Annotated in this window: 16 protein-coding genes; 10 read left to right on the forward strand and 6 right to left on the reverse strand. The window is 63.2% G+C overall.

All coding sequences use genetic code 11. The features are described 5' to 3' along the window. Window positions 1-59: 59 nt before the first annotated feature. The gene (gene clpX, locus QRN54_RS23320; protein WP_003944582.1) at window positions 60-1,340 is read left to right on the forward strand and encodes an ATP-dependent Clp protease ATP-binding subunit ClpX; all 1,281 of its coding nucleotides are present in this window, start codon (window positions 60-62) and stop codon (window positions 1,338-1,340) included. Window positions 1,341-1,441: 101 nt separating this feature from the next. Here the strand turns inward: clpX and QRN54_RS23325 are convergent, their stop codons facing one another. The 3 genes from QRN54_RS23325 to QRN54_RS23335 all read right to left on the reverse strand — a co-directional run bounded on the left by QRN54_RS23325 (window position 1,442) and on the right by QRN54_RS23335 (window position 5,938). Next, entirely contained in the window at window positions 1,442-2,779 is a 1,338-nt protein-coding gene (locus QRN54_RS23325; protein WP_206029568.1) for an MFS transporter, read from the reverse strand. 190 nt (window positions 2,780-2,969) lie between these two features. Then, complete coding sequence (locus QRN54_RS23330; RefSeq protein ID WP_218695489.1) at window positions 2,970-5,192, reverse strand: glycoside hydrolase family 3 C-terminal domain-containing protein; 2,223 nt, start codon at window positions 5,190-5,192, stop codon at window positions 2,970-2,972. 71 nt (window positions 5,193-5,263) lie between these two features. Beyond that, a complete protein-coding gene (locus tag QRN54_RS23335) occupies window positions 5,264-5,938 on the reverse strand; it encodes a TetR/AcrR family transcriptional regulator (protein ID WP_007730968.1) in 675 nt (224 codons plus the stop codon). Window positions 5,939-6,065: 127 nt separating this feature from the next. On the opposite strand from QRN54_RS23335, the gene aroQ reads away from it, so the two are divergent. Genes aroQ through QRN54_RS23350 form a run of 3 tightly spaced genes read left to right on the forward strand, consistent with a single transcriptional unit; the run spans window position 6,066 to window position 9,303 of the window. After that, window positions 6,066-6,515, forward strand: a complete 450-nt coding sequence (aroQ, locus tag QRN54_RS23340) for a type II 3-dehydroquinate dehydratase (RefSeq protein WP_058227172.1) — start codon at window positions 6,066-6,068, stop codon at window positions 6,513-6,515. Further along, a complete protein-coding gene (locus QRN54_RS23345; protein WP_054187687.1) occupies window positions 6,515-7,393 on the forward strand; it encodes a shikimate dehydrogenase in 879 nt (292 codons plus the stop codon). Before aroQ ends, QRN54_RS23345 begins: the two co-directional genes overlap by 1 nt. Then, window positions 7,390-9,303 (forward strand): sugar phosphate isomerase/epimerase and 4-hydroxyphenylpyruvate domain-containing protein, encoded by a 1,914-nt coding sequence (locus tag QRN54_RS23350; RefSeq protein WP_030536642.1) that lies wholly within the window; start codon window positions 7,390-7,392, stop codon window positions 9,301-9,303. The genes QRN54_RS23345 and QRN54_RS23350 overlap by 4 nt, the downstream gene beginning before the upstream one ends. Here QRN54_RS23350 and fdhD read toward each other — a convergent pair. Further along, window positions 9,254-10,123, reverse strand: a complete 870-nt coding sequence (gene fdhD / locus QRN54_RS23355; RefSeq protein ID WP_003944453.1) for a formate dehydrogenase accessory sulfurtransferase FdhD — start codon at window positions 10,121-10,123, stop codon at window positions 9,254-9,256. The genes QRN54_RS23350 and fdhD overlap by 50 nt on opposite strands. Window position 10,124: 1 nt before the next feature. Further along, window positions 10,125-12,434: an FdhF/YdeP family oxidoreductase gene (locus QRN54_RS23360; protein WP_285183137.1), complete on the reverse strand. Its 2,310-nt coding sequence runs from the start codon at window positions 12,432-12,434 to the stop codon at window positions 10,125-10,127. A gap of 121 nt (window positions 12,435-12,555) precedes the next feature. On the opposite strand from QRN54_RS23360, the gene QRN54_RS23365 reads away from it, so the two are divergent. From QRN54_RS23365 to QRN54_RS23375, 3 genes are all read left to right on the forward strand, one after another. After that, window positions 12,556-13,563, forward strand: coding sequence for an iron-siderophore ABC transporter substrate-binding protein (locus QRN54_RS23365; protein WP_030536639.1), 1,008 nt, complete (start codon window positions 12,556-12,558; stop codon window positions 13,561-13,563). A 63-nt stretch (window positions 13,564-13,626) separates the two neighbouring features. Next, complete coding sequence (locus QRN54_RS23370) at window positions 13,627-14,241, forward strand: GNAT family N-acetyltransferase (RefSeq protein WP_042450225.1); 615 nt, start codon at window positions 13,627-13,629, stop codon at window positions 14,239-14,241. A gap of 12 nt (window positions 14,242-14,253) precedes the next feature. Then, window positions 14,254-16,287, forward strand: coding sequence for a S9 family peptidase (locus tag QRN54_RS23375; RefSeq protein WP_285183138.1), 2,034 nt, complete (start codon window positions 14,254-14,256; stop codon window positions 16,285-16,287). A gap of 71 nt (window positions 16,288-16,358) precedes the next feature. Here the strand turns inward: QRN54_RS23375 and QRN54_RS23380 are convergent, their stop codons facing one another. After that, window positions 16,359-17,060: a hypothetical protein gene (locus tag QRN54_RS23380; RefSeq protein WP_007730988.1), complete on the reverse strand. Its 702-nt coding sequence runs from the start codon at window positions 17,058-17,060 to the stop codon at window positions 16,359-16,361. A 172-nt stretch (window positions 17,061-17,232) separates the two neighbouring features. Between QRN54_RS23380 and QRN54_RS23385 the strand changes: the two genes are divergently transcribed. The 3 genes from QRN54_RS23385 to QRN54_RS23395 are packed head-to-tail and all read left to right on the forward strand — an operon-like array spanning window position 17,233 to window position 21,787. Next, the gene (locus QRN54_RS23385; RefSeq protein ID WP_285183139.1) at window positions 17,233-19,914 is read left to right on the forward strand and encodes a valine--tRNA ligase; all 2,682 of its coding nucleotides are present in this window, start codon (window positions 17,233-17,235) and stop codon (window positions 19,912-19,914) included. Beyond that, entirely contained in the window at window positions 19,911-21,350 is a 1,440-nt protein-coding gene (gene folC / locus QRN54_RS23390) for a bifunctional tetrahydrofolate synthase/dihydrofolate synthase (protein WP_285183140.1), read from the forward strand. Before QRN54_RS23385 ends, folC begins: the two co-directional genes overlap by 4 nt. Continuing rightward, entirely contained in the window at window positions 21,347-21,787 is a 441-nt protein-coding gene (locus tag QRN54_RS23395) for a DUF4233 domain-containing protein (RefSeq protein WP_285183141.1), read from the forward strand. Before folC ends, QRN54_RS23395 begins: the two co-directional genes overlap by 4 nt. Window positions 21,788-21,792 lie beyond the last annotated feature (5 nt).

The following is a 21,792-nucleotide window of genomic DNA, read 5'->3' on the forward strand; positions in this document are numbered from 1 at the left end:
CTCGACCGATCGAGTGGCGGCGAGTGCACGTACATGATGGAAAGTAGGGACCTCACGAGATGGCACGCATCGGCGACGGCGGGGATCTGCTCAAGTGCTCTTTCTGCGGTAAGAGTCAGAAGCAGGTCAAAAAGCTCATTGCAGGACCCGGGGTGTACATCTGCGACGAGTGCATCGACCTCTGCAACGAGATCATCGAAGAGGAATTGGCCGAATCGAGCGAGGTCAAGCTCGACGAGCTTCCCAAGCCTGCGGAGATCCGAGAATTCCTCGAGAACTACGTCATCGGTCAGGACTCCGCCAAGCGGACGTTGGCCGTGGCCGTCTACAACCACTACAAGCGCATTCAGGCCGGCGACAAGGGCCGTGACGCGCGGGGTGAGACGGTTGAGCTCGCGAAATCCAACATCTTGATGCTCGGCCCCACCGGCTGTGGCAAGACGTATCTCGCTCAGACTCTCGCGAAGATGCTCAACGTCCCGTTCGCCATCGCTGACGCGACGGCGTTGACCGAGGCCGGTTACGTCGGTGAGGACGTCGAGAACATTCTGCTCAAGCTGATTCAGGCTGCCGACTACGACGTCAAGCGCGCCGAGACCGGAATCATCTACATCGACGAGGTCGACAAGATCGCCCGTAAGAGCGAGAACCCGTCGATCACGCGTGACGTGTCCGGCGAAGGTGTTCAGCAGGCGTTGCTGAAGATCCTCGAAGGTACGCAGGCAAGCGTCCCGCCGCAGGGTGGCCGTAAGCATCCGCACCAGGAATTCATTCAGATCGACACCACGAACGTGCTGTTCATCGTCGCGGGCGCTTTCGCAGGTCTCGAGCGGATCGTCTCCGATCGTGTCGGCAAGCGCGGTATCGGATTCGGTGCCGAGGTTCGGTCGAAGGCCGAACTGGATACGGTCGATCGTTTCGCCGAGGTCATGCCGGAGGATTTGATCAAGTTCGGTCTGATTCCGGAGTTCATCGGCCGACTGCCGATGATCGCGTCGGTGACCAACCTCGACAAGGAATCGCTCGTTCAGATCCTGTCGGAGCCCAAGAACGCTCTCGTCAAGCAGTATCGTCGCCTGTTCGACATGGACGGCGTAGAACTCGAGTTCACCGAAGAAGCGCTCGACGCTATCGCCGATCAGGCGATCTTGCGTGGAACCGGCGCTCGTGGCCTGCGCGCCATCATGGAAGAGGTTCTTCTTCCGGTGATGTACGACATCCCCAGCCGTGACGACGTCGAAAAGGTGGTCGTCACCGCGGAGACCGTCAACGACAACGTACTTCCGACCATCGTTCCGCGTAAGCCGGAACGTGGCGAGCGTCGCGACAAGACGGCGTAGAAAACTCAAAACGACTGTGGCCCGGTATCTCTCGCGAGATGCCGGGCCACAGTCGTTCGCGCAACACAGTCGTTCGTGCAGGGTGTCTGTGGGGTGGTCGGCTAGATCGGGTTGCCGAGCTCCTTGAGGGGGGTGCGGAAAGTCTCCTTGGCGGTGAACGCCGAGATCGCGCAGATGACGCAGGCCACCGAAGTCAGAATGGCAACGGGCATCCAGTGTGTCTTGTCGCCGCCCATGAGGGCGTTGCCGATGGCGGGGGCAAAGCCTGCGAGGGCGAAGCCGACCTGGGTGCCGATCGCAATGCCCGAGTAGCGGACCTTGGTGTTGAACATCTCGGAGTAGAACGACGGCCAGATGGCATTCGGGGCAGCGTAGAAGACGGACATCAATCCGATTGCGGCGAGGAAGATCAGGGGAACGTTGCCGCTGGCGATTGCGCCGAAGTACACGTAGATGAACACCGCGCTACCGAGGGCGCCACCGATGAACAGCGGCCTGCGACCGATCCGGTCGGAGAGCATCGCCCAGGCGGGCTGACTGAGCAGGGCTACGGCGTTGGCTGCGATGGCAACCCAGAGCATGGTCGACTTCGGAATCCCCACTTCTTCGGTGGTGGCGAAAGCGAGACCGAAGACGGAGAAGATGGTCGAGACGACGGCGATGAAAGCGCAGCAGATCACGCGAATCAGATTTGCGCTGTGGGTGCGAAGAAGATCGGCAACAGGCAATTTGGCGACGGCCTTCGACTCCTGCTGCTCGGTGAACTCTTCGGGCTCTTCGAGCTTGAGACGCATGATGTATGCCGCGACCAGAACGATCAGGCTGCCCCAGAACGGGATTCGCCAGCCCCACGTGTAGAGGATGTCGTCGGGGAGCGCGGCGATGGGCAGGAATACGAGGCTGGCGAGGATGAAGCCGGCCTGGGTGCCGTTGAGGGTCCAACTGCAGAAGAACGCGCGTCGGCCTTCGGGGGCATGTTCGAGCGTCAGTGAGCTGGCGCCACTCTGTTCGCCAGCGGCGGAGATGCCCTGAGCGATTCTCATCAAGACAAGAAGGATCGGTGCAAGAACTCCGATCGAATCTGCGCTGGGAATACATCCGATGAGGAATGTTGCTGCGCCCATCATGATGAGCGTGAGCAGCATGATCTTCTTGCGGCCGACGCGGTCACCGAAATGACCGAGGACTACAGCGCCGAGGGGACGCGCGACGTACGCGACACCGAAGGTGGCCAGCGAAAGCAGAGCCGCATGTCCGCTGTCCGGGAAGAACACCGTGGGGAAGATGAGCGCAGCGGCGGAGGCGTAGATGTAGAAGTCGTAGTACTCGAGCATGCTGCCGAGAAACGACGATGTTGCGGCGCGCTTGACCTTGGTCGTATCCGGCCTTGCCAAGGATCCCGCCTCGGGCCCGGACGGTGTAACCGTGCTAGCTGACATGCTCATCTCCTGGGTGGAAGCGTCGTGGAGGCTCTACATCCGCCGATTGTGTTCGTATAAAGAACGTCTGTGCGGAGAGCGATACAAGGAATGTAACCGACGCCACAGCAACTACACAAGATTATTAACCAAATAGTTCATAAAAATCTACTGGCGGTCACGCCGCTCGTCGAAACCGCAGTTCAGGGAGTCAGGAGCCTGGCTGCGCGGCGGCCGCCACCAACTGCTCCACCTGTTCCTCGGTGATCCCGAGGCCGAAGGTGGCGAGTTTTCCGAGCGGCATCGAGCCTGCGAGTGCCATCATCTCGGGGCTGACCGCCTGTGCACCGTCGCCCGCTGCGGCAGCCATGGCGGCGCCGAGAACTGCGCTGCCGACGGGATGGGCGAGCCATTCGCCGATGGTCGACATGGCGTCGAGCGTGCCGACGCCGACGTTCCCGGCCAGGGTGATCGTGTCGGTGGTTGCGATGTCCCGAGACGAGAAGCCGACGCGGATCTCGTAGTCGCCGGCCTCGATCGCCCAGTCCTTTTCCGTGACAGACCAATAGGCAAATGCCCTGCTGTCGAGCGTGATGGTCACAGTCGCGGATTCGTCGGGGTCGAGGTGGACCTTGGCAAAGCCTTTCAATTCCTGCGCGGGTCGATCGATGCTTGCCGAGGCGTCGTGGACGTAGACCTGAACGACGCTGCTGCCCGATCGGTCGCCGCTGTTGCGCACGGTGACGGTCACTTCGGCGGAGTTTTCACCGGCCTCGACGGAGGTATCGGTGATGTCGAAGGTGGTGTAGCTCAGCCCGAACCCGAACGGGTACGCCACTTCGCGCAGCGCGGAGTCGTAGTAGCGGTATCCCACGTACAGACCTTCGCCGTAGCGGACGTGCTGCTGTGATCCCGGGAAATGCAGATACGACGGATTGTCTTGGAGGCGAAGCGGAATGGTCTCCGTCAGGCGGCCGGACGGATTCGTGATGCCGAACAGAAGATCGGCAATCGCCGAGCCGCCCGCCTGGCCGAGTAGCCAGCCCTCGAGGATTGCGGCGGCATGATCCTTCCAAGGCTCGATCGCAACCACACCGCCGTTGGCGAGCACGACGACCGTGTTCGGGTTCGCGCCGTGGACCGCTTCCAGCAGGGCGATCTGGTCAGCCGGCAGTTCGATGTCGGTTCGGTCGAATCCTTCGGATTCCGTGGCGGACGGTAGTCCGAGGAACAGCACCGCGACGTCGGCGCGGCGTGCGGCGTCGACAGCCTCGGTGACCATGTCGTCGTCCGGAGTGCCGTCGAAGGTGAAGCCCGGTGCGAAAGTGACGCGGTCGGCGCCTTCGAGGTCGAGGATCGCGTCCAAGGCATTGTCGAGCTTGGTCGGGACCACCTGTGAACTGCCGGCTCCCTGGTACCGCGGGCTGCACGCGAATTCGCCGATCACCGCGACGGTTTGCCCGCCAGGGGTCAGCGGCAGTAGTTCTCCGTCGTTGGCCAGCAAGACAGCGGACTCCGCTGCAGCGGTCCGTGCCAGTTCGTGGTGACGCTCGACGTCGTACGTGTGGCCTTCGGTGCGCGCGGCGGCGGTGCGTGCCACCAGCGTCGCCAGGCGCTCGGCGGCAGTGGTGAGCACTGATTCGTCCAGGTCGCCGCCGCGCACGGCGTCGACGATCTGGGTATCGGTTCCGGTCGGCGGCATTTCCAGGTCGAGGCCCGCGGCGAGTGCCGCCACGCGGTCGTTGACCGCTCCCCAGTCCGAAACGACGAGGCCGTCGAAGCCCCACTGTTCGCGGAGTACCTCGGTGAGCAGCCAATGGTTCTGGCTCGAGTACACACCGTTGATCTTGTTGTACGAGCACATGACCGTCGTCGGGGCCGCGGTCTTGACGGCGTATTCGAAGCCGGCCAGATAGATCTCGCGCAGTGTCCGTTCGTCGACGTCGGCACTGACTCTCATCCGGTCGTGTTCTTGGTTGTTGGCAGCGAAGTGCTTGAGCGAGGTTCCGACGCCGCGAGACTGGATGCCGGTGATCAGCGCTGCCGCGACGCGGCCGGAGAGGAATGGGTCCTCGGAGACGTATTCGAAATTCCTGCCACACAAGGGTGATCGTTTGATGTTGATGCCTGGGCCGAGGAGGACCGAGACCTGTTCGGCTTTGGCCTCGTCGCCCAGAGCCTCACCGACCTGGCGGATGAGGTCGAGGTTCCACGACGAGCCCAACCCGACCGCCGGTGGGAAACATGTCGCTGGAATGCTGTGGCCGAGTCCGAGTGCGTCGCCGCCCTCGGGTTGTTTCCGGACTCCGTGCGGACCGTCGGTCAGGAGTATCGATTCGATTCCGGGAACGGACTGGCTGTGCCAGAAATCCGAGCCCGACGTCAACGACGCCTTCTCCTCGAGTGAAAGCCCGTCTACGTAATTCTCGGTCACGTCATTCCTCCCGGTGGCAGCTGTGAGTTCCACTCACCACCGTAGGGGGATTTTTCGGACTTCGGGGTGGGTCAGGACGGCGCCTTCGAGGTCAGGAAGGCAACAACCATGTCCCCGAGCATGGTTCGAAGATGCTCACGATGCGTCGAGTCGGTCAGGTCGCGGTCGAAGAGCGCTTTGAAGGTGTAACGATTGGCGATACGAAAGACGCAGTAACTGCTGATCAACATGTGAATATCGAGAGCATCTACGTCGGAGCGGAATGCTCCCGACTGCTGTCCGTCGTGGAGGATCTGCGAGACCAGGTCGGCGGCGGGGGCGCCGAGACCGCTGAGTAGCTCGGATTTCTCGATGTGCTCACCGCGGAGCATGTTCTCGTTGGCTACCAGCCGAATGAAGTTCGGGTGTTGTTCGTGGTGGTCGAAGGTGAGTTCGGCCAAGGCGCGGACTGCTGCCGTGGGTTTCAATCCCTCGAGGTCGAGTTCACGTTCCTGCGCACGAATGACGCTGTACGCGTGTTCGAGGACGGACTTGTACAGCCCTTCCTTGTCGGTGAAGTAGTAGTAGATCATGCGCTTGGTGGTGTGAGTCTTGGTTGCGATCTCGTCCACTCGGGCGCCGGCAAAGCCTTTGTCGGCAAACTCCTCGGTGGCGACGGCGATGATGTTCACCCTGGTCAGATCGCTGTTTCGGCGTCGTTTCTCCGGCTTCGACACCACGGAGTTCACTGACTGCTCGGAAACCATGTGCTCACTCTATCTGTCAGCAGTTTGTCGACTTTGCTTGTCGAGTCCGCGTCGGGGGAGTAACGTCCAGTGAACTAACTCACTAGTTCGTACATTAGTTTCGAGCGTCAACCCCGAGGTGCCCCTGATGACTTCATCTCTACCGGTCCTGGTCCTCAACGGGCCCAACTTGAATTTGTTGGGCCAGCGCCAACCGGAGTTCTACGGGAGAGACACGCTGGACGACGTCGTTTCCCGCTGTGAAGCGGCGGCCGCGAAGTTCGGAGCGGTGGTCGAGGCAAGGCAGTCGAACCACGAGGGCCAACTGATCGATTGGATCCACGAGGCCAGGGGAAGAGTCGCGGGCATCGTCATCAATCCCGGTGGGTACTCGCATACCTCCGTTGCGTTGCGTGACGCTCTGGTCACACTCGATGCCCCCGTCGTGGAGGTGCACATCAGCAACATCCACAGTCGCGAAGAATTCCGTCACCACTCGTATGTCTCCGGCATCGCCGACGCCGTCATCTGTGGATTGGGAATCGACGGATACAGCGCCGCAGTCGAATTCGTCTGCATCCGAGAAGGGAAGAACTGATGAGCGATTCGATGCTCTGCGGTCTGATCGGCACCGGAATCGGAGCCTCTTTGACTCCGATCATGCACGAGGAAGAAGGGCGCAGACAGGGTCTTCCGTACGTCTACCGCATCCTCGATCTCGACGTGATGGGCATGGCGCCGTCGGACATCGGTGAACTTCTTACCTATGCACGACGTTTCGGGTTCCGCGGCCTCAACATCACTCACCCGTGCAAGCAGTTGGTGATCGAGCACCTCGACGAGCTCTCGCCCGATGCGAGCCGGCTCGGCGCGGTGAACACGGTCCTCTTCGACTCCGGCAAGGCGATCGGACACAACACCGATTGGTCGGGCTTCGGCCGAAATTTCGACGACGGACTTCCCGGAGCACAGCTCGATCGTGTCGTGCAGCTCGGTGCCGGCGGAGCCGGTGCGGCGGTTGCCTATGCCGCGCTCACCCGTGGCGTCGGGACACTGACGTTGGTCGATTCGAGCCTGCCTCGCGCGCAGGAACTTGCACAAACCTTCGCGCAGCAGTTTCCGGCGCAGGTTGTCGAGGCGCGGCATACGAGCGACCTCGCCGAAGTGCTCGGCAAGGCAAACGGATTGATCCACGCGACGCCGATGGGAATGGCGGCTCATCCCGGAATGGCGTTCTCGCCAGATCTGCTTCGCCCTGATCTGTGGGTGGCCGAAATCGTCTACCGTCCACTCGAAACCGAACTGTTGCGTCAGGCAAGGTTGATCGGAGCCCCGACGCTCAGCGGAGGCGGAATGACTGTCTTCCAGGCCGTCGACGCGTTCCGGATCTTCACGGGCATCGAGCCCGACAGTAAGCGCATGCTCGCGCACATGACGGAACTTGTACACGGCGAACAGACTGCGGCAGCGCTGTGAGTGCCCCGGTCCGGACGTCGATCGCGACGGTATCGCTCAGTGGCACTCTCGAGGAGAAGCTCGACGCCATCGCTGCTGCCGGCTTCGACGGCTTCGAGGTGTTCGAGCCGGATTTTGTTGCTTCGCCGTGGTCCCCGAAGGAATTACGAACGAGGGCTGCGGATCTGGGCTTGACCCTCGATCTGTATCAGCCGTTCCGTGACTTCGACACGGTGGACGAGGCCCAATTTGCTCGGAATCTTGTTCGAGTGCAACGCAAATTCGAGCTCATGGATCAACTGGGGTGCGAGACGCTCCTGGTGTGCTCCTCGCCCCTGCCGACCGCAAGTCACGATGACGGTCAGTTGACAGAGCAATTCGGAGCTCTCGCCGAACTGGCGTCCGAGCACGGCAAGAAGGTTGCCTATGAGGCGCTCGCGTGGGGTGCCCACGTCAACACGTACGGCCATGCGTGGCAGATCGTCGAGGGCGTCGACCATCCTTCGCTCGGTACCTGTCTGGACAGCTTTCACATCCTCTCGCGCGGTGACGATCCCGCCGGAATTCGCGAGATTCCCGGCGAGAAGATCTTCTTCCTCCAGTTGGCGGACGCTCCGTTCTTGGCGATGGACATCCTCCAGTGGAGCCGGCATCACCGAAACTTCCCGGGGCAGGGCAGCTTCGATCTCAATGCGTTCGCTCAGCATGTCTACGCCACCGGTTACGACGGACCGTGGTCGCTCGAGATCTTCAACGACGTATTCCGCCGCGCCGACACCCAGCGGACGGCAATCGACGCTCATCGGTCGCTCCTGCATCTGGAAGAACAGGTCGCTGCCGCGAACCCTGCCGCCGGTGGACCCACGCTGTTCACCGCCCCGGAGCGCACCCCGCTCGAAGGGATCGTGTCTCTGCGAATCGCTGCGGGTCCGGCTAAACAGGACCAGGTGCACTCGATGCTCTCCCGCGTCGGTTTTCATCTTGTCGGACGGCACCACGATCACGATTTGCAGTTGTGGCGGCACGGACCGCTCACCGTTGCCGTGGATGCGACTGCGGGCACGGTGTGGACGGCGCCCGGGCTGCCTGCGGATCTACCGGTTCTGACTCAGATCGGCATCCGGGCAACCGAACCCGAGGTGTGGGGAGAGCGCGCTCTGGCTCTCGAAGTGCCGGCGACGCGCGTGCAGTTGCCGGGGTCGAGCGACGAGAACTCCGAGGTACCGGACGTCGTACGCCTGAAGGTCACAGATGCGACATCGATCGACCTTCGTGGCCCCGGCAGCGCTGCAGCGTGGGAATCGGCATTCGAGATCTACCCGCTGCCCGCCGAGCGCAATCGTGAACAGGGCGCAGTGTTCACCGGGATCGACCACGTGGCACTGGCGGTTCCGGCCGAGAGCTGGGACGGCATCATGCTGCTCCTGCGGTCCGTGTTCGAGATGCAACCACACGAGGGGCAGGACGTCACCGATTCTGTCGGCCTCATGCGAAGCCAGGCGCTCACGCTCGTTCAAGGCGGTGACGGACATACCCTGCGCATCTCGCTGAACATGGTGGAGGGAAGTCGAAGTGGGCTGCCGACGGTCCGTCGCGGCGGCGTCAGCCACGTCGCCTTCGCGTGTGAGAACATCTTCGGTGCCGCTGCGTCCATGCAGGACTGGGGATTTGCTCCGCTACCCATTTCCCCGAACTACTACGACGATCTGGACGCGCGTTTCGGACTGAATCCGGAACTGCTCGACCGGATGCGCAGCACCGGAATTCTTTACGACGCAGACGCTCACGGCGAGTTCTTCCACCTGTTCACCCCGACCGTCGGGGGAGACCTGTTCTTCGAGGTCGTGCAGCGGGTGGGTGGATACGAGGGCTACGGGGAAGTCAACTCCGCTGTGCGACTGTCGGCTCAGTTGCGTGCGAGTTCGACGTGACCTCGACTCGGTGCGGGTGCGAGTAGACGTTCATCGAATCGCCGCGGATGAAACCGGCGAGAGTCAGCCCGGACTCCTGCGCTAGTTCCACGGCCAGCGACGACGGCGCGGAGACAGCACCGAGGATCGGAATGCCGGCCATGACGGCCTTCTGGACGAGTTCGAACGACGCCCGACCGCTGACGATCAAGATCGTGTCGTAGAGGGGCACTCGGCCGTCGGTGATGGCCCAACCGATCACCTTGTCGACGGCGTTGTGACGGCCGACATCCTCGCGCAGTGCCAGGAGTTCGCCGGTGGCGGTGAACAATCCGGCCGCGTGCAGGCCACCGGTGCGCTCGAAGATCCGTTGGCTCTCCCGCAGTGTGACCGGCATGGCCGACAGGATGGTCGAGGTGACGGAAGTCGTGTCACCGACCAGCGGATGTCGCGTCGTGGTTCGGACGGCGTCGAGCGAGGTCTTGCCGCACACTCCGCACGCGGAACTGACGACGGTGTTGCGGTCGGTGGTGTGGTCGGGCAACGGCACTCCGGGAGCGAGAGCGATGTCGAGGACGTTGTACGTGTTCGCACCGGATTCGTCGACGCCGTCGCAGTAGCGGACGACGCTCACGTCGTCGCGGGTGGCGATGACACCTTCGCTGAGAAGGAATCCGTGCACGAGATCGACGTCGTTGCCGGGGGTCCGCATCGTCACTGCCAGCACCTGACCGCCAACTCTCATTTCGAGTGGTTCCTCGACGGCCAGCGTGTCGGGGCGCGTGACGACCCGATCACCCGAGATTCGAACGACCGGTGTTCGTGCGGTGACTCGTCCCATCTCAGGCGCCCGATGCTTCGAGTCGAACGGTGACGGCCTTCGACACCGGCGTGTTCGACTTGGCTGCAACGTGTTCGAGGGGAACGAGCGGATTTGTCTCGGGGTAGTACGCCGCAGCATTGCCGCGCGGGGTGTCGTAGGAGACGATGCGGAATTCCGTGACCCGACGCTCTTCGACTGTGCCGTCGGGTGTTGTCCACTCGGACACGATGTCGACGAGATCGCCGTCACGGAATCCGAGCGCGGTGATGTCTTCGGCGTTGACGAGGATGACTTTGCGTCCGCCCTTGATGCCGCGGTATCTGTCGTCGAGGCCGTAGATCGTGGTGTTGTACTGGTCGTGGCTGCGCATCGTCTGCAGAATCAGGCGCCCACTCGGAGTGGGTATCCAGTGCAGGTCGTTCACGCCGAAGTTGGCTTTGCCGGTGTGCGTGCGGAACTCACGCGAGTCACGCGGCGGGTGGGGGAGTTGGAATCCGTCTGGCTCTCGAACGCGGGAGTTGTAGTTTTCGCAGCCTGGCACTACCCGTGAGATGGAATCGCGGATCAGATCGTAGTTGCCCTCGAAGGCCGACCAGCGGACGGAGTGATCGTTGCCGAGTAGTTCGCGGGCGAGTTGGCAGATGATGGCGACTTCGCTACGCAGGTAGGGGCTGACCGGTGTGAGGCGTCCGCGCGACAGGTGCACCATGGACATCGAATCCTCCACGGAGACAAGCTGCTTTCCGCCGGCTTGGACGTCGAGGTCGGTGCGTCCGAGGGTGGGGAGGATGATCGCGGTCTGCCCGTGGACGACGTGACTGCGGTTCAGCTTGGTGGACACCTGCACGGTGAGTTCGCATTGACGCAACGCTGTTTCAGTCGCTGCGGTGTCCGGGCTGGCCTGGATGAAGTTGCCGCCCATCGCCATGAAGAAGCTTGCCTTGCCTGCGTTCATGGCGCGGATCGCGTCGACGGTGTCCCATCCGTGCTTGCGGGGGCTCGAGATCGAGAACTCGGTGTCGAGCGCGGCCAGGAACTCTTCCGGCATCTTTTCCCAGATGCCCATCGTGCGGTCACCCTGGACATTGGAGTGTCCTCGCACCGGACAGACCCCGGCACCGGGTTTGCCCATCATTCCACGCATGAGCAGCAGGTTGACTGCTTCTTCGATGGTGGCGACTCCGTGTGTGTGCTGAGTGATGCCCATGGCCCAGCAGGTGACGGTTCGCTCGGATCGGGCAAGTGCGGCCGCCGTTTCCTCGAGCTGTGCCATCGACAGACCCGTTGCCTCGAGTACCGTGTCGAGATCGACCGCGCGGATGTGCTTCTCGTATTCGTCCCAACCGGCGCAGTACCGGTCGACGAAGGCACGGTCGACGACCGTCCCGGGAGCGCGATCTTCCTGCTCGAGCAGCAGCTTCCCCAGGCCTTGGAACAGCGCCATGTCGCCGCCCAGCCGGATCTGCAGGAACTCGTCCGCGATGTCGACTCCGTGCCCGATCACGCCGGACACCTTCTGTGGATCCTTGAACCTGCGCAATCCCGCCTCGGGCAGAGGATTGATGGCAATGATCTTGGCGCCGTTGCTCTTTGCCTTCTCGAGTGTGGAGAGCATTCGAGGGTGGTTGGTGCCGGGGTTCTGTCCGGCGATGAGGATGAGATCGGCGTTCTCGAGGTCGGGAACCGTCACCGAGCCTTTGCCGATGCCGATGGATTCGGTCAGTGCGCTTCCGGACGACTCGTGACACATGTTGGAACAGTCGGGCATGTTGTTGGTGCCGTAGCTGCGAATCATCAACTGGTAGAGAAACGCGGCTTCGTTGGACGTGCGACCGGAGGTGTAGAACACCGCTTCGTCCGGCGATGCGAGGCCGTTCAGATGTTCGGCGATCAGTGCGTACGCGCCGTCCCAGTCGATCGGCCGGTAATGGGTTGCTCCCGGCGTCAGGACCATCGGGTGCGTCAGTCGCCCCTGCTGTCCGAGCCAGTAGTCGGTCTTGCCTTCGAGATCGGCGATCGAGTGCTCCGCGAAGAATTCGGGTGTGACGGTGCGAAGCGTTGCTTCCTCGGCAACAGCTTTCGCTCCGTTCTCGCAGAATTCGGCGGGCTTGCGATGTCCGGGAGTCTCCGGCCACGCACACCCCGGGCAGTCGAAGCCGTGTCGCTGGTTGAGTCTGGTGAGCGTTCGGGCGGTCCGCAAGGCTCCCATCTGCTCGATTCCTCGTTGCAGCGACACCAGAACGGCCGGAACTCCGGCGGCGTAGTCCTTGGGGTGCGTGACTTCGAGATCCGATTCGTCGATGTCCTTCGAGGGGCCCTGGCGCGTCATGTCTCCATAGTGGCCCGAACGGCGCGGTACTGCCATCGAATGGGCCGGTCGAACTAGCCGGAATGAAGCTTTCATCGGCTAGCCTTACCTACCGAACCAGCAGACTTTAAGGGGTAGGAACATGGATCGAACGGACGCAGGTCGGCTGACCCGGCGCGGATTTCTGATCGGCACGTCGGGAGCGTTGCTGGCATTCGCCGCAGCCTGCTCCAGTTCGAACGACGAGGACACACCTCCCAGCGGTGACTCTGCGGAATCGATCACCCACAAGTTCGGGGCTACGGAGTTGCCCAAGGATCCGCAGCGGATCGTCAGTGTCGGATACAACGATCAAGATGCGATCCTGGCGCTCGGTGGGACCTTGGTCGGAACCTTCGACTGGTACGGCGATTACCCCTACGGAGTGTGGCCCTGGGCGCAGCCGCTGCTGAACGGGGCGACTCCCGAGATCATCGGAACTGCGGGCACCACCATTCAGATGGAGAAGGTCGCTGCCACGACACCCGACCTCATTGTCGGCACCTACTCCGGGCTCACTCAGGCGCAATACGACAAACTCAGTGCCATTGCGCCGACGGTGGCGCAGCCCAAGGAGTTCGCGGATTACGGAATCCCCTGGCAGAACCAGACGACCATCATCGGCGAAGCGTTGGGGCAGCAGGGTAAGGCCACCGAGCTGATCGCCGGCGTCGACCAGAAGTTCGCCGACGTGAAGACGGCCAATCCGGCGTTTGCCGGCAAGACCGTTCTGGTCGGCGCGTTGAAGGGGCCGGGGCAGTTCGGGGTCTACGGACCGGAAGACCCGAAGGTGCGGTTCTTCACCGAACTCGGATTCGTGAATCCGCCTGTCACCGATCAGATCACGGGTAACTTCGCCGAGATCAGCACCGAGCAACTCTCGCTCGCGGACGTCGACGTACTCGTCTGGTACGCCGGTGGCGGCTACGGCGACAAGCTTCGCGCGGAGCTGGACAAGACCCCGATCTACCAGGAACTCGACGTCGTGAAGGACGGCCGCGCGATCATTCTGGAAGACGCTGCTGCCGAAGCCATGACGTGGAGCACCGTACTGAGCTTGCCGTACGCGCTCGAACAGATTCCGCCGCGGATTGCGGGCTTGCTCGTCTGATCGGTTCAAGGACAGCGCTGTTCAAAGTCCAGTGATTCGGACAGTCGGCGGTACTCTCGCCTCATGGGTGTACACGTACGGCCGGCTGTCCGATCCGATATTCCGGCACTATCGGCAGTGTTGGCCGAGGCGTTCGAAGATGATCCCTTGATGGCGTGGATGTTGCCGGACGAGGCCACCAGGGCTGATCGCCTGACGAAACTGTTTGCCGCAGAAGCTCGTTACCACCACCTCGCCGGGGGCGGCGTCGAGGTGGCCACCGACGACAACGGCCTGATCGGCGGGGCAACTCTGTGGGATCCGCCGGGGCGGTGGAAGCAGTCGTGGATTTCCGGGCTCGTGAGCCTGCCCGCAATGGTGCGTGTCTTCGGCAGGGGGCTTCGACACGCGGCCGAGGTCAGCTCCGTTCTCGAAGGAGCACACCCGAATTCGCCGCACTGGTATCTCGCGACCGTCGGGACCGGCAGCGCGGCGCGCGGTGGGGGATACGGCAAAGCGCTGCTGAACTCTCGGTTGGAGCGTTGTGACCGTCAACATGTCGACGCTTACCTCGAGAGCAGCAAGGAATCGAACATCCCGTACTACAACCGCTTCGGTTTCGAAGTGACCCGTGACATCGTCATGCCAGGCGGCGGGCCGACGATCTACGCAATGATGCGTCAACCGCGGGGCGCGTGATACGAACTAGTGGTGACCCAGATTCCCGAGCTCCACGCAGGCACACCGTTCGACGAACTCGACGACTACATCGCTCTGGCCAGGTTGTCCGGCCTGGTGTTGTCACCTGACGGCTCGCTGCTGATCTGCGCGCGCGCCGTTCTCGACGACAAGAGCGCCGAATACGTGTCCTCGTTGTGGGAGATCGACCCGGAAGGCCGGCGTCCTGCGCGTCGGTTGACCTGGGGTTCGACCAGCGAGTCCGGTGCTGCCTTCGCGTTCGACGGCGACGTGCTCTTCACTGCCACGCGAGCCGTGCCGGGCGAGAGTGATCCGCAACCAGCACTCTGGCGCCTACCAGCGGCGGGCGGAGAAGCTCAGCTGCTGATCTCGCGTCCCGGTGGTGTCTCGTCGGTATCAGCGGCGAAGGCGGCGCCGACGTTCGTGGCCCAGACGTCGGTCATGGCTTCGGCGATCAGCCTCGACCAGGACGATCAGGTGCGATCGGCGCGCAAGGACAAGAAAGTCACGGCGATGCTGCACACCGGTTATCCGGTGCGCCACTGGGACCACGACCTGGGCCCCGATCATCCGCATCTGGTTGTGGCCGAGACGGATTCGAAGGAATCCGTCGAGTTGCGGGACATCACACCGACGGCAGGCACAGCGCTGCGGGAGACGTCGACCACGATTTCCGACGACGGTCTCTTCGTCGTGACCACGTGGACTGTCGGCGATGCGAGTGCCGCCCGCCGATCGACGTTGGTTCGGATCGATACGGTGACCGGTGACCGAGTCACGCTTGTCGACGAGGCCGACGCGGACGTCTACAACCCGGTGCTCTCGCCGGACGGAACCAAGCTCGCGTTCATCCGGGAGACACTCACCACACCGGAGTCCGCACCACGAATGACTCTGCAGCTCTACGACTTCGGATCCGGTGCCGTGACCGGCGTCGCCGACGGCTGGGATCGCTGGCCTACCTCACTTGCCTGGCTACCCGACGGATCCGGGCTGGTCGTCACCGCTGACGACGGCGGCCGCGGTCCGATCTTCACCATCGACCTGTGGGGCCAACCAGTGCGCCTGACAGCCGACGACGCGGCGTACACCGACGTTCGAGTGGCGCCGGACGGTGAGTCGATCTACGCGTTGCGAGCCTCGTACGAAGCGCCCCCGCACGTGGTGCGGGTCGATCTGCGATCAGGTGAGATCACCGCACTTCGTGGGCCCGACACTTTGCCGGAGCTGCCGGGAACACTGACCGAGATCACCGCGCGTGCCGAGGACGGTTCGACGGTGCGTAGCTGGTTGGCGCTGCCGACGGGCGCCGCGCCGCATGCACCGGTGCCATTGCTTCTCTGGGTCCACGGCGGCCCACTCGGTTCGTGGAACACCTGGTCCTGGCGGTGGAATCCGTGGCTGCTCGTCGCCAAGGGCTATGCAGTACTGCTACCAGATCCCGCGCTCTCGACCGGATACGGCCAGGACTTCGTCCAGCGGGGGTGGGGTCAGTGGGGCAAGGCGCCCTTCACCGATCTGATGGCGATCACCGATGCTGCTGTCGCCCAGCCCGAGATCGACCCCAAGCGAACCGGCGCGATGGGTGGTTCGTTCGGTGGTTACATGGCCAACTGGATTGCCGGACATACCAACCGTTTCGACGCCATCGTCACCCACGCGAGTCTGTGGGCACTCGATCAATTCGGCCCGACGACGGACGCTGCCTGGTACTGGCAGCGCGAGATGTCGCCTGAGATGGCCGTCGAGAATTCGCCGCATCTGTACGTCGCGGACATCACGACTCCGATGCTGGTCATCCATGGCGACAAGGACTACCGGGTTCCGATCGGTGAGGGCTTGCGACTCTGGTACGAACTGCTTGCCGAGTCAGGTCTGCCCGCCGACGACGACGGGAAAACGGACCATCGCTTCCTCTACTTCCCCGACGAGAATCATTGGGTGCTCATGCCGCAGCACACCAAGATCTGGTACGAGGTGGTCACCGCGTTCCTCTCCGAGCACGTTCTCGGCGAAGATGTCGCGCTACCGGAGATTCTGGGCTGAACCCGCGCGTGCCTCGTTCGGATGAAACACCGAACGAGGCACGAGCGTCTTCGCGTGGATCCGGACCGGAATCAGGCGCCGGGGCAACGAACGGTGTACGACCACTCGGTGTGGTCAGGGCCCGTGACGCGAACCAGAACGGACGACGCCCCACCGGCGGGCACGTTGACGACAGCTGAACCAGTTCCCTCGTTGATGTTGTCGCCGATGTATCCGGTGCTGTGGATCAACCGACCTTCGTAGTACACCTCGATCAGGTCCGGGACGTTTTCGGTCTCGTAGCCGAGCACGAACGAGGTCGGGCCACCGCGGCCGAGTTCGTGCTTGGTGCTGGTGATTCCTGCGCCGCCCGAGACGGTCGAGGCGTCGCAGCGCTGCGTGGGCGCAAACGATCCGCCGCCGCCGCTGCCGCTGGCCAGGCCACTGAGAATGTCCCTGACGTTGCCACTGGCCAGGCCGTTGACGATGTCCATCGCGCTGGTCGAGCCGGCGTTCAGGCCGCCGAGGACGTCGTTGAGGTTCCCAGTGGCGATCCCGCCGACGATGTCGCCCACGCTGCCGCTGGCGATGCCGTTTGCGATGTCGTTCCCGATATCGCCGACGCTTCCGTTGATCGTGGCGCTGCCACTGTCGATGCTTCCTTGCACACTTTCTTCGATGCCGGGGGCAGCAGACGCAGTCGCCGGAAGCACGAGGGCAACCGCCGCTCCGATCGTCGCGGCCGCCGCCAAGGTTCGAACGCCGGGACGGCGAGAACTCCAGTTGTTCAACATATTTGCTCCACAGGTCGTTGGTCGGTCGTCCTTCAGAGCGATCCTGTCAGCGGAGCGGATCGGTGAATATCGTTTGTTCGGCTGACCCCGGACTGCGGGGCAGTCGTTCGTGTGCGCTGCGGCGGCCGACGGGCGAATTCGTTCACGACGGGGGAGTCATTAGGATCAAGTGGTGACCAGTGCAGCTCCAGAGAACCCCCAGACCCCCGCCGACGCCCTACCCAAGAGCTGGGACCCCAGCGCGGTAGAGGCCGATCTGTATCAAGGCTGGGTAGACGCCGGGTACTTCCAGGCCGACGCGACCAGCGACAAGCCCGGCTACTCCATCGTGCTGCCGCCCCCGAACGTCACCGGCAGCCTGCACATGGGCCATGCCCTGGATCACACCCTCATGGACGTGCTCAGCCGTCGCAAGCGGATGCAGGGCTACGAGGTGCTGTGGCTGCCAGGCATGGACCACGCCGGTATCGCCACGCAGTCCGTCGTCGAGAAGCAACTCGCTGCCGACGGAAAGACCAAGGAAGATTTCGGCCGCGAGCTGTTCATCGACAAGGTCTGGGACTGGAAGCGCGAATCCGGTGGAACCATCGGTGGCCAGATGCGGCGCATCGGTGACGGCGTCGACTGGAGTCGTGATCGTTTCACGATGGACGAGGGCCTCTCCCGCGCAGTCCAGACAGTCTTCAAACGCATGTTCGACGAGGGCCTGATCTACCGCGCCGAGCGTCTCGTGAACTGGTCGCCGGTGCTGCAGACCGCGATCTCCGACATCGAGGTGAAGTTCGAGGACGTCGAGGGTGAGCTGGTTTCCCTGCGCTACGGCTCGCTCGACGACTACGAGCCGCACGTCATCGTCGCGACCACTCGCGTCGAGACAATGCTCGGTGACACCGCAGTAGCGGTCCATCCCGAGGACGAGCGCTACAAGCACCTCATCGGCACCACTCTCGATCATCCGTTCACCGGGCGTCAGATCCCGATCATCGCCGACGACTACGTCGACCCCGAGTTCGGAACCGGCGCTGTGAAGATCACGCCGGCTCACGATCCCAACGACTTCGAGATGGGCCTGCGGCACAACCTGCCGATGCCCACCATCCTGGACAAGACCGGCAAGATTGCCGACACCGGAACCGAATTCGACGGAATGGACCGCTTCGAGGCTCGCGTCAAGGTTCGCGAAGCTCTCGCCGAGCAGGGACGCGTCGTCGCCGAGAAGCGCCCGTACCTGCACAGCGTCGGGCACTCCGAGCGCAGTGGCGAGGCCATCGAGCCTCGTCTCTCGTTGCAGTGGTGGGTCAAGGTCGAGACGCTCGCCAAGGCTGCGGGTGACGCGGTTCGCAACGGGGACACCGTCATTCACCCGGCGAGCCAGGAGCCACGCTGGTTCGACTGGGTCGACAACATGCATGACTGGTGCATTTCCCGTCAGCTCTGGTGGGGTCACCGCATTCCGGTCTGGTACGGCCCCGAGGGTGAAGTTGCGTGCTTCGGTCCTGACGAAACGGCGCCGGAAGGCTGGGTCCAGGATCCCGACGTCCTCGATACCTGGTTCTCCTCCGGACTGTGGCCCTTCTCGACGATGGGCTGGCCGGACAATACGCCCGAACTCGAAAAGTTCTATCCCACCAGCGTTCTCGTCACCGGCTACGACATCCTGTTCTTCTGGGTCGCCCGCATGATGATGTTCGGCACCTACGTGTCCGAGGACGAGTCGATCACCGCCGGTCCGGGTAAGTCCGGCGCGCAGATGCCGTTCAAGGACGTGTTCCTGCACGGACTGGTCCGCGATCAGTACGGCAAGAAGATGTCGAAGTCTCGCGGCAACGGTATCGACCCACTCGACTGGGTCGATCGTTTCGGCGCCGACGCCCTGCGATTCACACTTGCACGCGGCGCCAACCCGGGCAGCGACCTGTCCGTCGGTGAGGACTCGGCGCAGTCCTCGCGCAACTTCGCGACCAAGTTGTTCAACGCGACCAAGTTCGCTCTGATGAACGGCGCTGCTCCCGCGCCGCTGCCCGCTCGAAGCGAACTGACCGACGCCGATCGTTGGATCCTCGACCGTCTCGACACGGTCCAGGCCGAGGCGGACGCCGCATTCGATCGCTACGAGTTCAGCAAGGCGTGCGAAGGCCTGTTCCACTTCGCGTGGGACGAGGTCTGTGACTGGTACCTCGAACTCGCCAAGGTGCAGTTCGCCGCCGACGAGGCCGTCGCCGCGAACACCCGCGCCGTGCTCGGCAACGTTCTCGATGCACTGCTCCGCCTCCTGCACCCGGTCATTCCGTTCGTGACCGAAACCCTGTGGAAGGTGCTCACCGGCGGCGAGTCCGTCGTCGTCGCCGAATGGCCCACGTTGTCCGGTGAGGCAGTCGACGCCCAGGCCGCAACCAGGATCGAAGACACGCAGAAGCTGATCACCGAGGTGCGACGATTCCGAAACGATCAGGGACTCAAGCCTTCCCAGAAGGTCCCGGCTCGTGCGTCCGGGCTCTCGGAGGCCGGCATGGACGGCCAGTTCGCCTACGTGGCGGCGCTGGCCAAGCTGACCGAACCCGAAGAGGGATTCACCGCGTCGATCTCCGTCGAGGTGCGCCTGAGCCAGAGCACCGTCACTGTCGACATCGACACCTCGGGCACCATCGACCTCGGCGCCGAGAAGAAGCGGCTCGAAAAGGACCTCGCGGCAGCGCAGAAGGAACTCGTCACCGCTGACAACAAGCTGGCGAACGAGGCCTTCCTGGCGAAGGCGCCCGATGCCGTCGTCGACAAGATCAAGACACGTCGCCAGATCGCCGTCGAAGAGATCGAGCGCATCACGGGACGTCTGAAGGAGTTGGCCGACAAGTGAGTTCGTACGAGCCGTCCCAATTCGACGCTCAGAGTTCGGTTCCGACTCCGGTCGACATCGCCGAACTGGCGCTGGTGGAAGCAGAACTCGACAAGCGTTGGCCCGAGACCAAGATCGAGCCGTCACTGACTCGTATCGAGGCGCTCATGGATGTCCTGGGCTCGCCTCAGCACAACTATCCGTCGGTGCACGTCACGGGAACCAACGGTAAGACGTCGGTGACGCGCATGATCGATTCGTTGATGACGGCTCTGCATCGTCGCACCGGGCGAACCACCAGCCCTCATCTGCAGATCGCGACCGAGCGGATCAGCATCGACGGTCATCCGATCTCGCCGCGGCTCTACGTGGACACGTTCCGCGAGATCGAGCCGTACGTGCAGATGATCGACGCACAGTCGGAGGAAGCCGGGGGACCGGCGATGAGCAAGTTCGAAGTGCTCACCGCCATGGCCTATGCGGCCTTCGCGGAGGCGCCGGTCGACGTCGCCGTGGTCGAGGTCGGCCTCGGCGGACGCTGGGACGCCACCAACGTGATCGACGGGCAGGTTGCGGTGATCACCCCGATCAGCCTCGATCACGCCGAGTACCTGGGCACCGACCTGGCCGGGATCGCGGAGGAGAAGGCCGGGATCATCAAGAAGGGCCGCGAGGACCTGGTTCCGGTGGACACCGTCGCGATCATCGCCGAGCAGACTCCCGAAGTCATGGAGGTATTGCTGCGGCGTGCTGTCGAGGTGGAGGCCGCGGTCGCTCGTGAAGGCTCGGAGTTCAAGGTGCTTGCTCGCCAGATCGCGGTGGGCGGACAGCAGCTCGAACTTCAAGGCTTGAGCGGTGTGTACACCGACATCTTCCTCCCCCTTCACGGTGAGCATCAGGCGCGCAACGCCGCGCTCGCGCTCGCTGCCGTAGAAGCGTTCTTCGGTGCCGGTCCGGATCGACAACTGGATCAGGATGCAATCCGCAACGGGTTCGCCTCGATCGTCAATCCTGGTCGCCTCGAACGTGTTCGGAGTGCGCCGACGGTCTTTCTCGACGCCGCCCACAATCCAGACGGTGCCCGCGCTCTCGCGGCCGCACTGTCCGCCGAGTTCGACTTCCGCAAGCTCGTGGGAGTGGTCAGCGTCATGGCGGACAAGGACGTCGACGCCATCCTGACTGCATTCGAATCCGTCTTCGACGAGATCGTCGTCACCCACAACGGGTCACCCCGGGCGATGGACGTCGAAGAACTGGCGAACATCGCCGTCGCGAAGTTCGGCGACGAGCGCGTCGTCGTTGCGCCGGTGCTTGCCGACGCCTTGGAAGTCGCGATCGAAATCGCCGAGCAGGTCGCCGAACCCGGTGAGGCCGTATCAGGGGCGGGTGTGGTGGTGACGGGATCCGTCGTGACCGCAGGCGCCGCCCGCACGCTGTTCGGAAAGGACCCCGCGTGAGTACCCCGTCAGATGCCGATCCCGAGTCCGGAGACCACGAGCCCGGAGACACTGCCGGCGAGTTCGGGCCGCCGACCAAGGACCCGTGGAAAAGCTTCCGCGGAGTGATGGCCGGAACCCTGATCCTCGAGGCGATCGTCGTGCTGCTGGCTTTGCCGGTTGTCGCGGTCGTCGGCGGAGGCCTCACCGCGGCCTCCGCGGGATTCATCATCGGGTTGGCGGTACTGATGATTCTGGGTGCGGGCATCCAGGGCAAGCCGTGGGCGATGGGGTTCAACGTCGCGCTGCAGGTGATCCTTCTGTTCGGTTTCTTCGTCCACCCGTCGATCGCCGGTGTGGCGATCACCTTCGGGATCGTCTGGGGATACCTCGTCTACCTGCAGAGAGACATCAATCGCCGGATGGACAAGGGCCTGCTTCCCGGTCAGCGGGACTGACCATT

The sequence above is a fragment of the Rhodococcus sp. MEB032 genome, assembly GCF_030208925.1.
Lineage (GTDB): Bacteria > Actinomycetota > Actinomycetes > Mycobacteriales > Mycobacteriaceae > Rhodococcus_F > Rhodococcus_F qingshengii.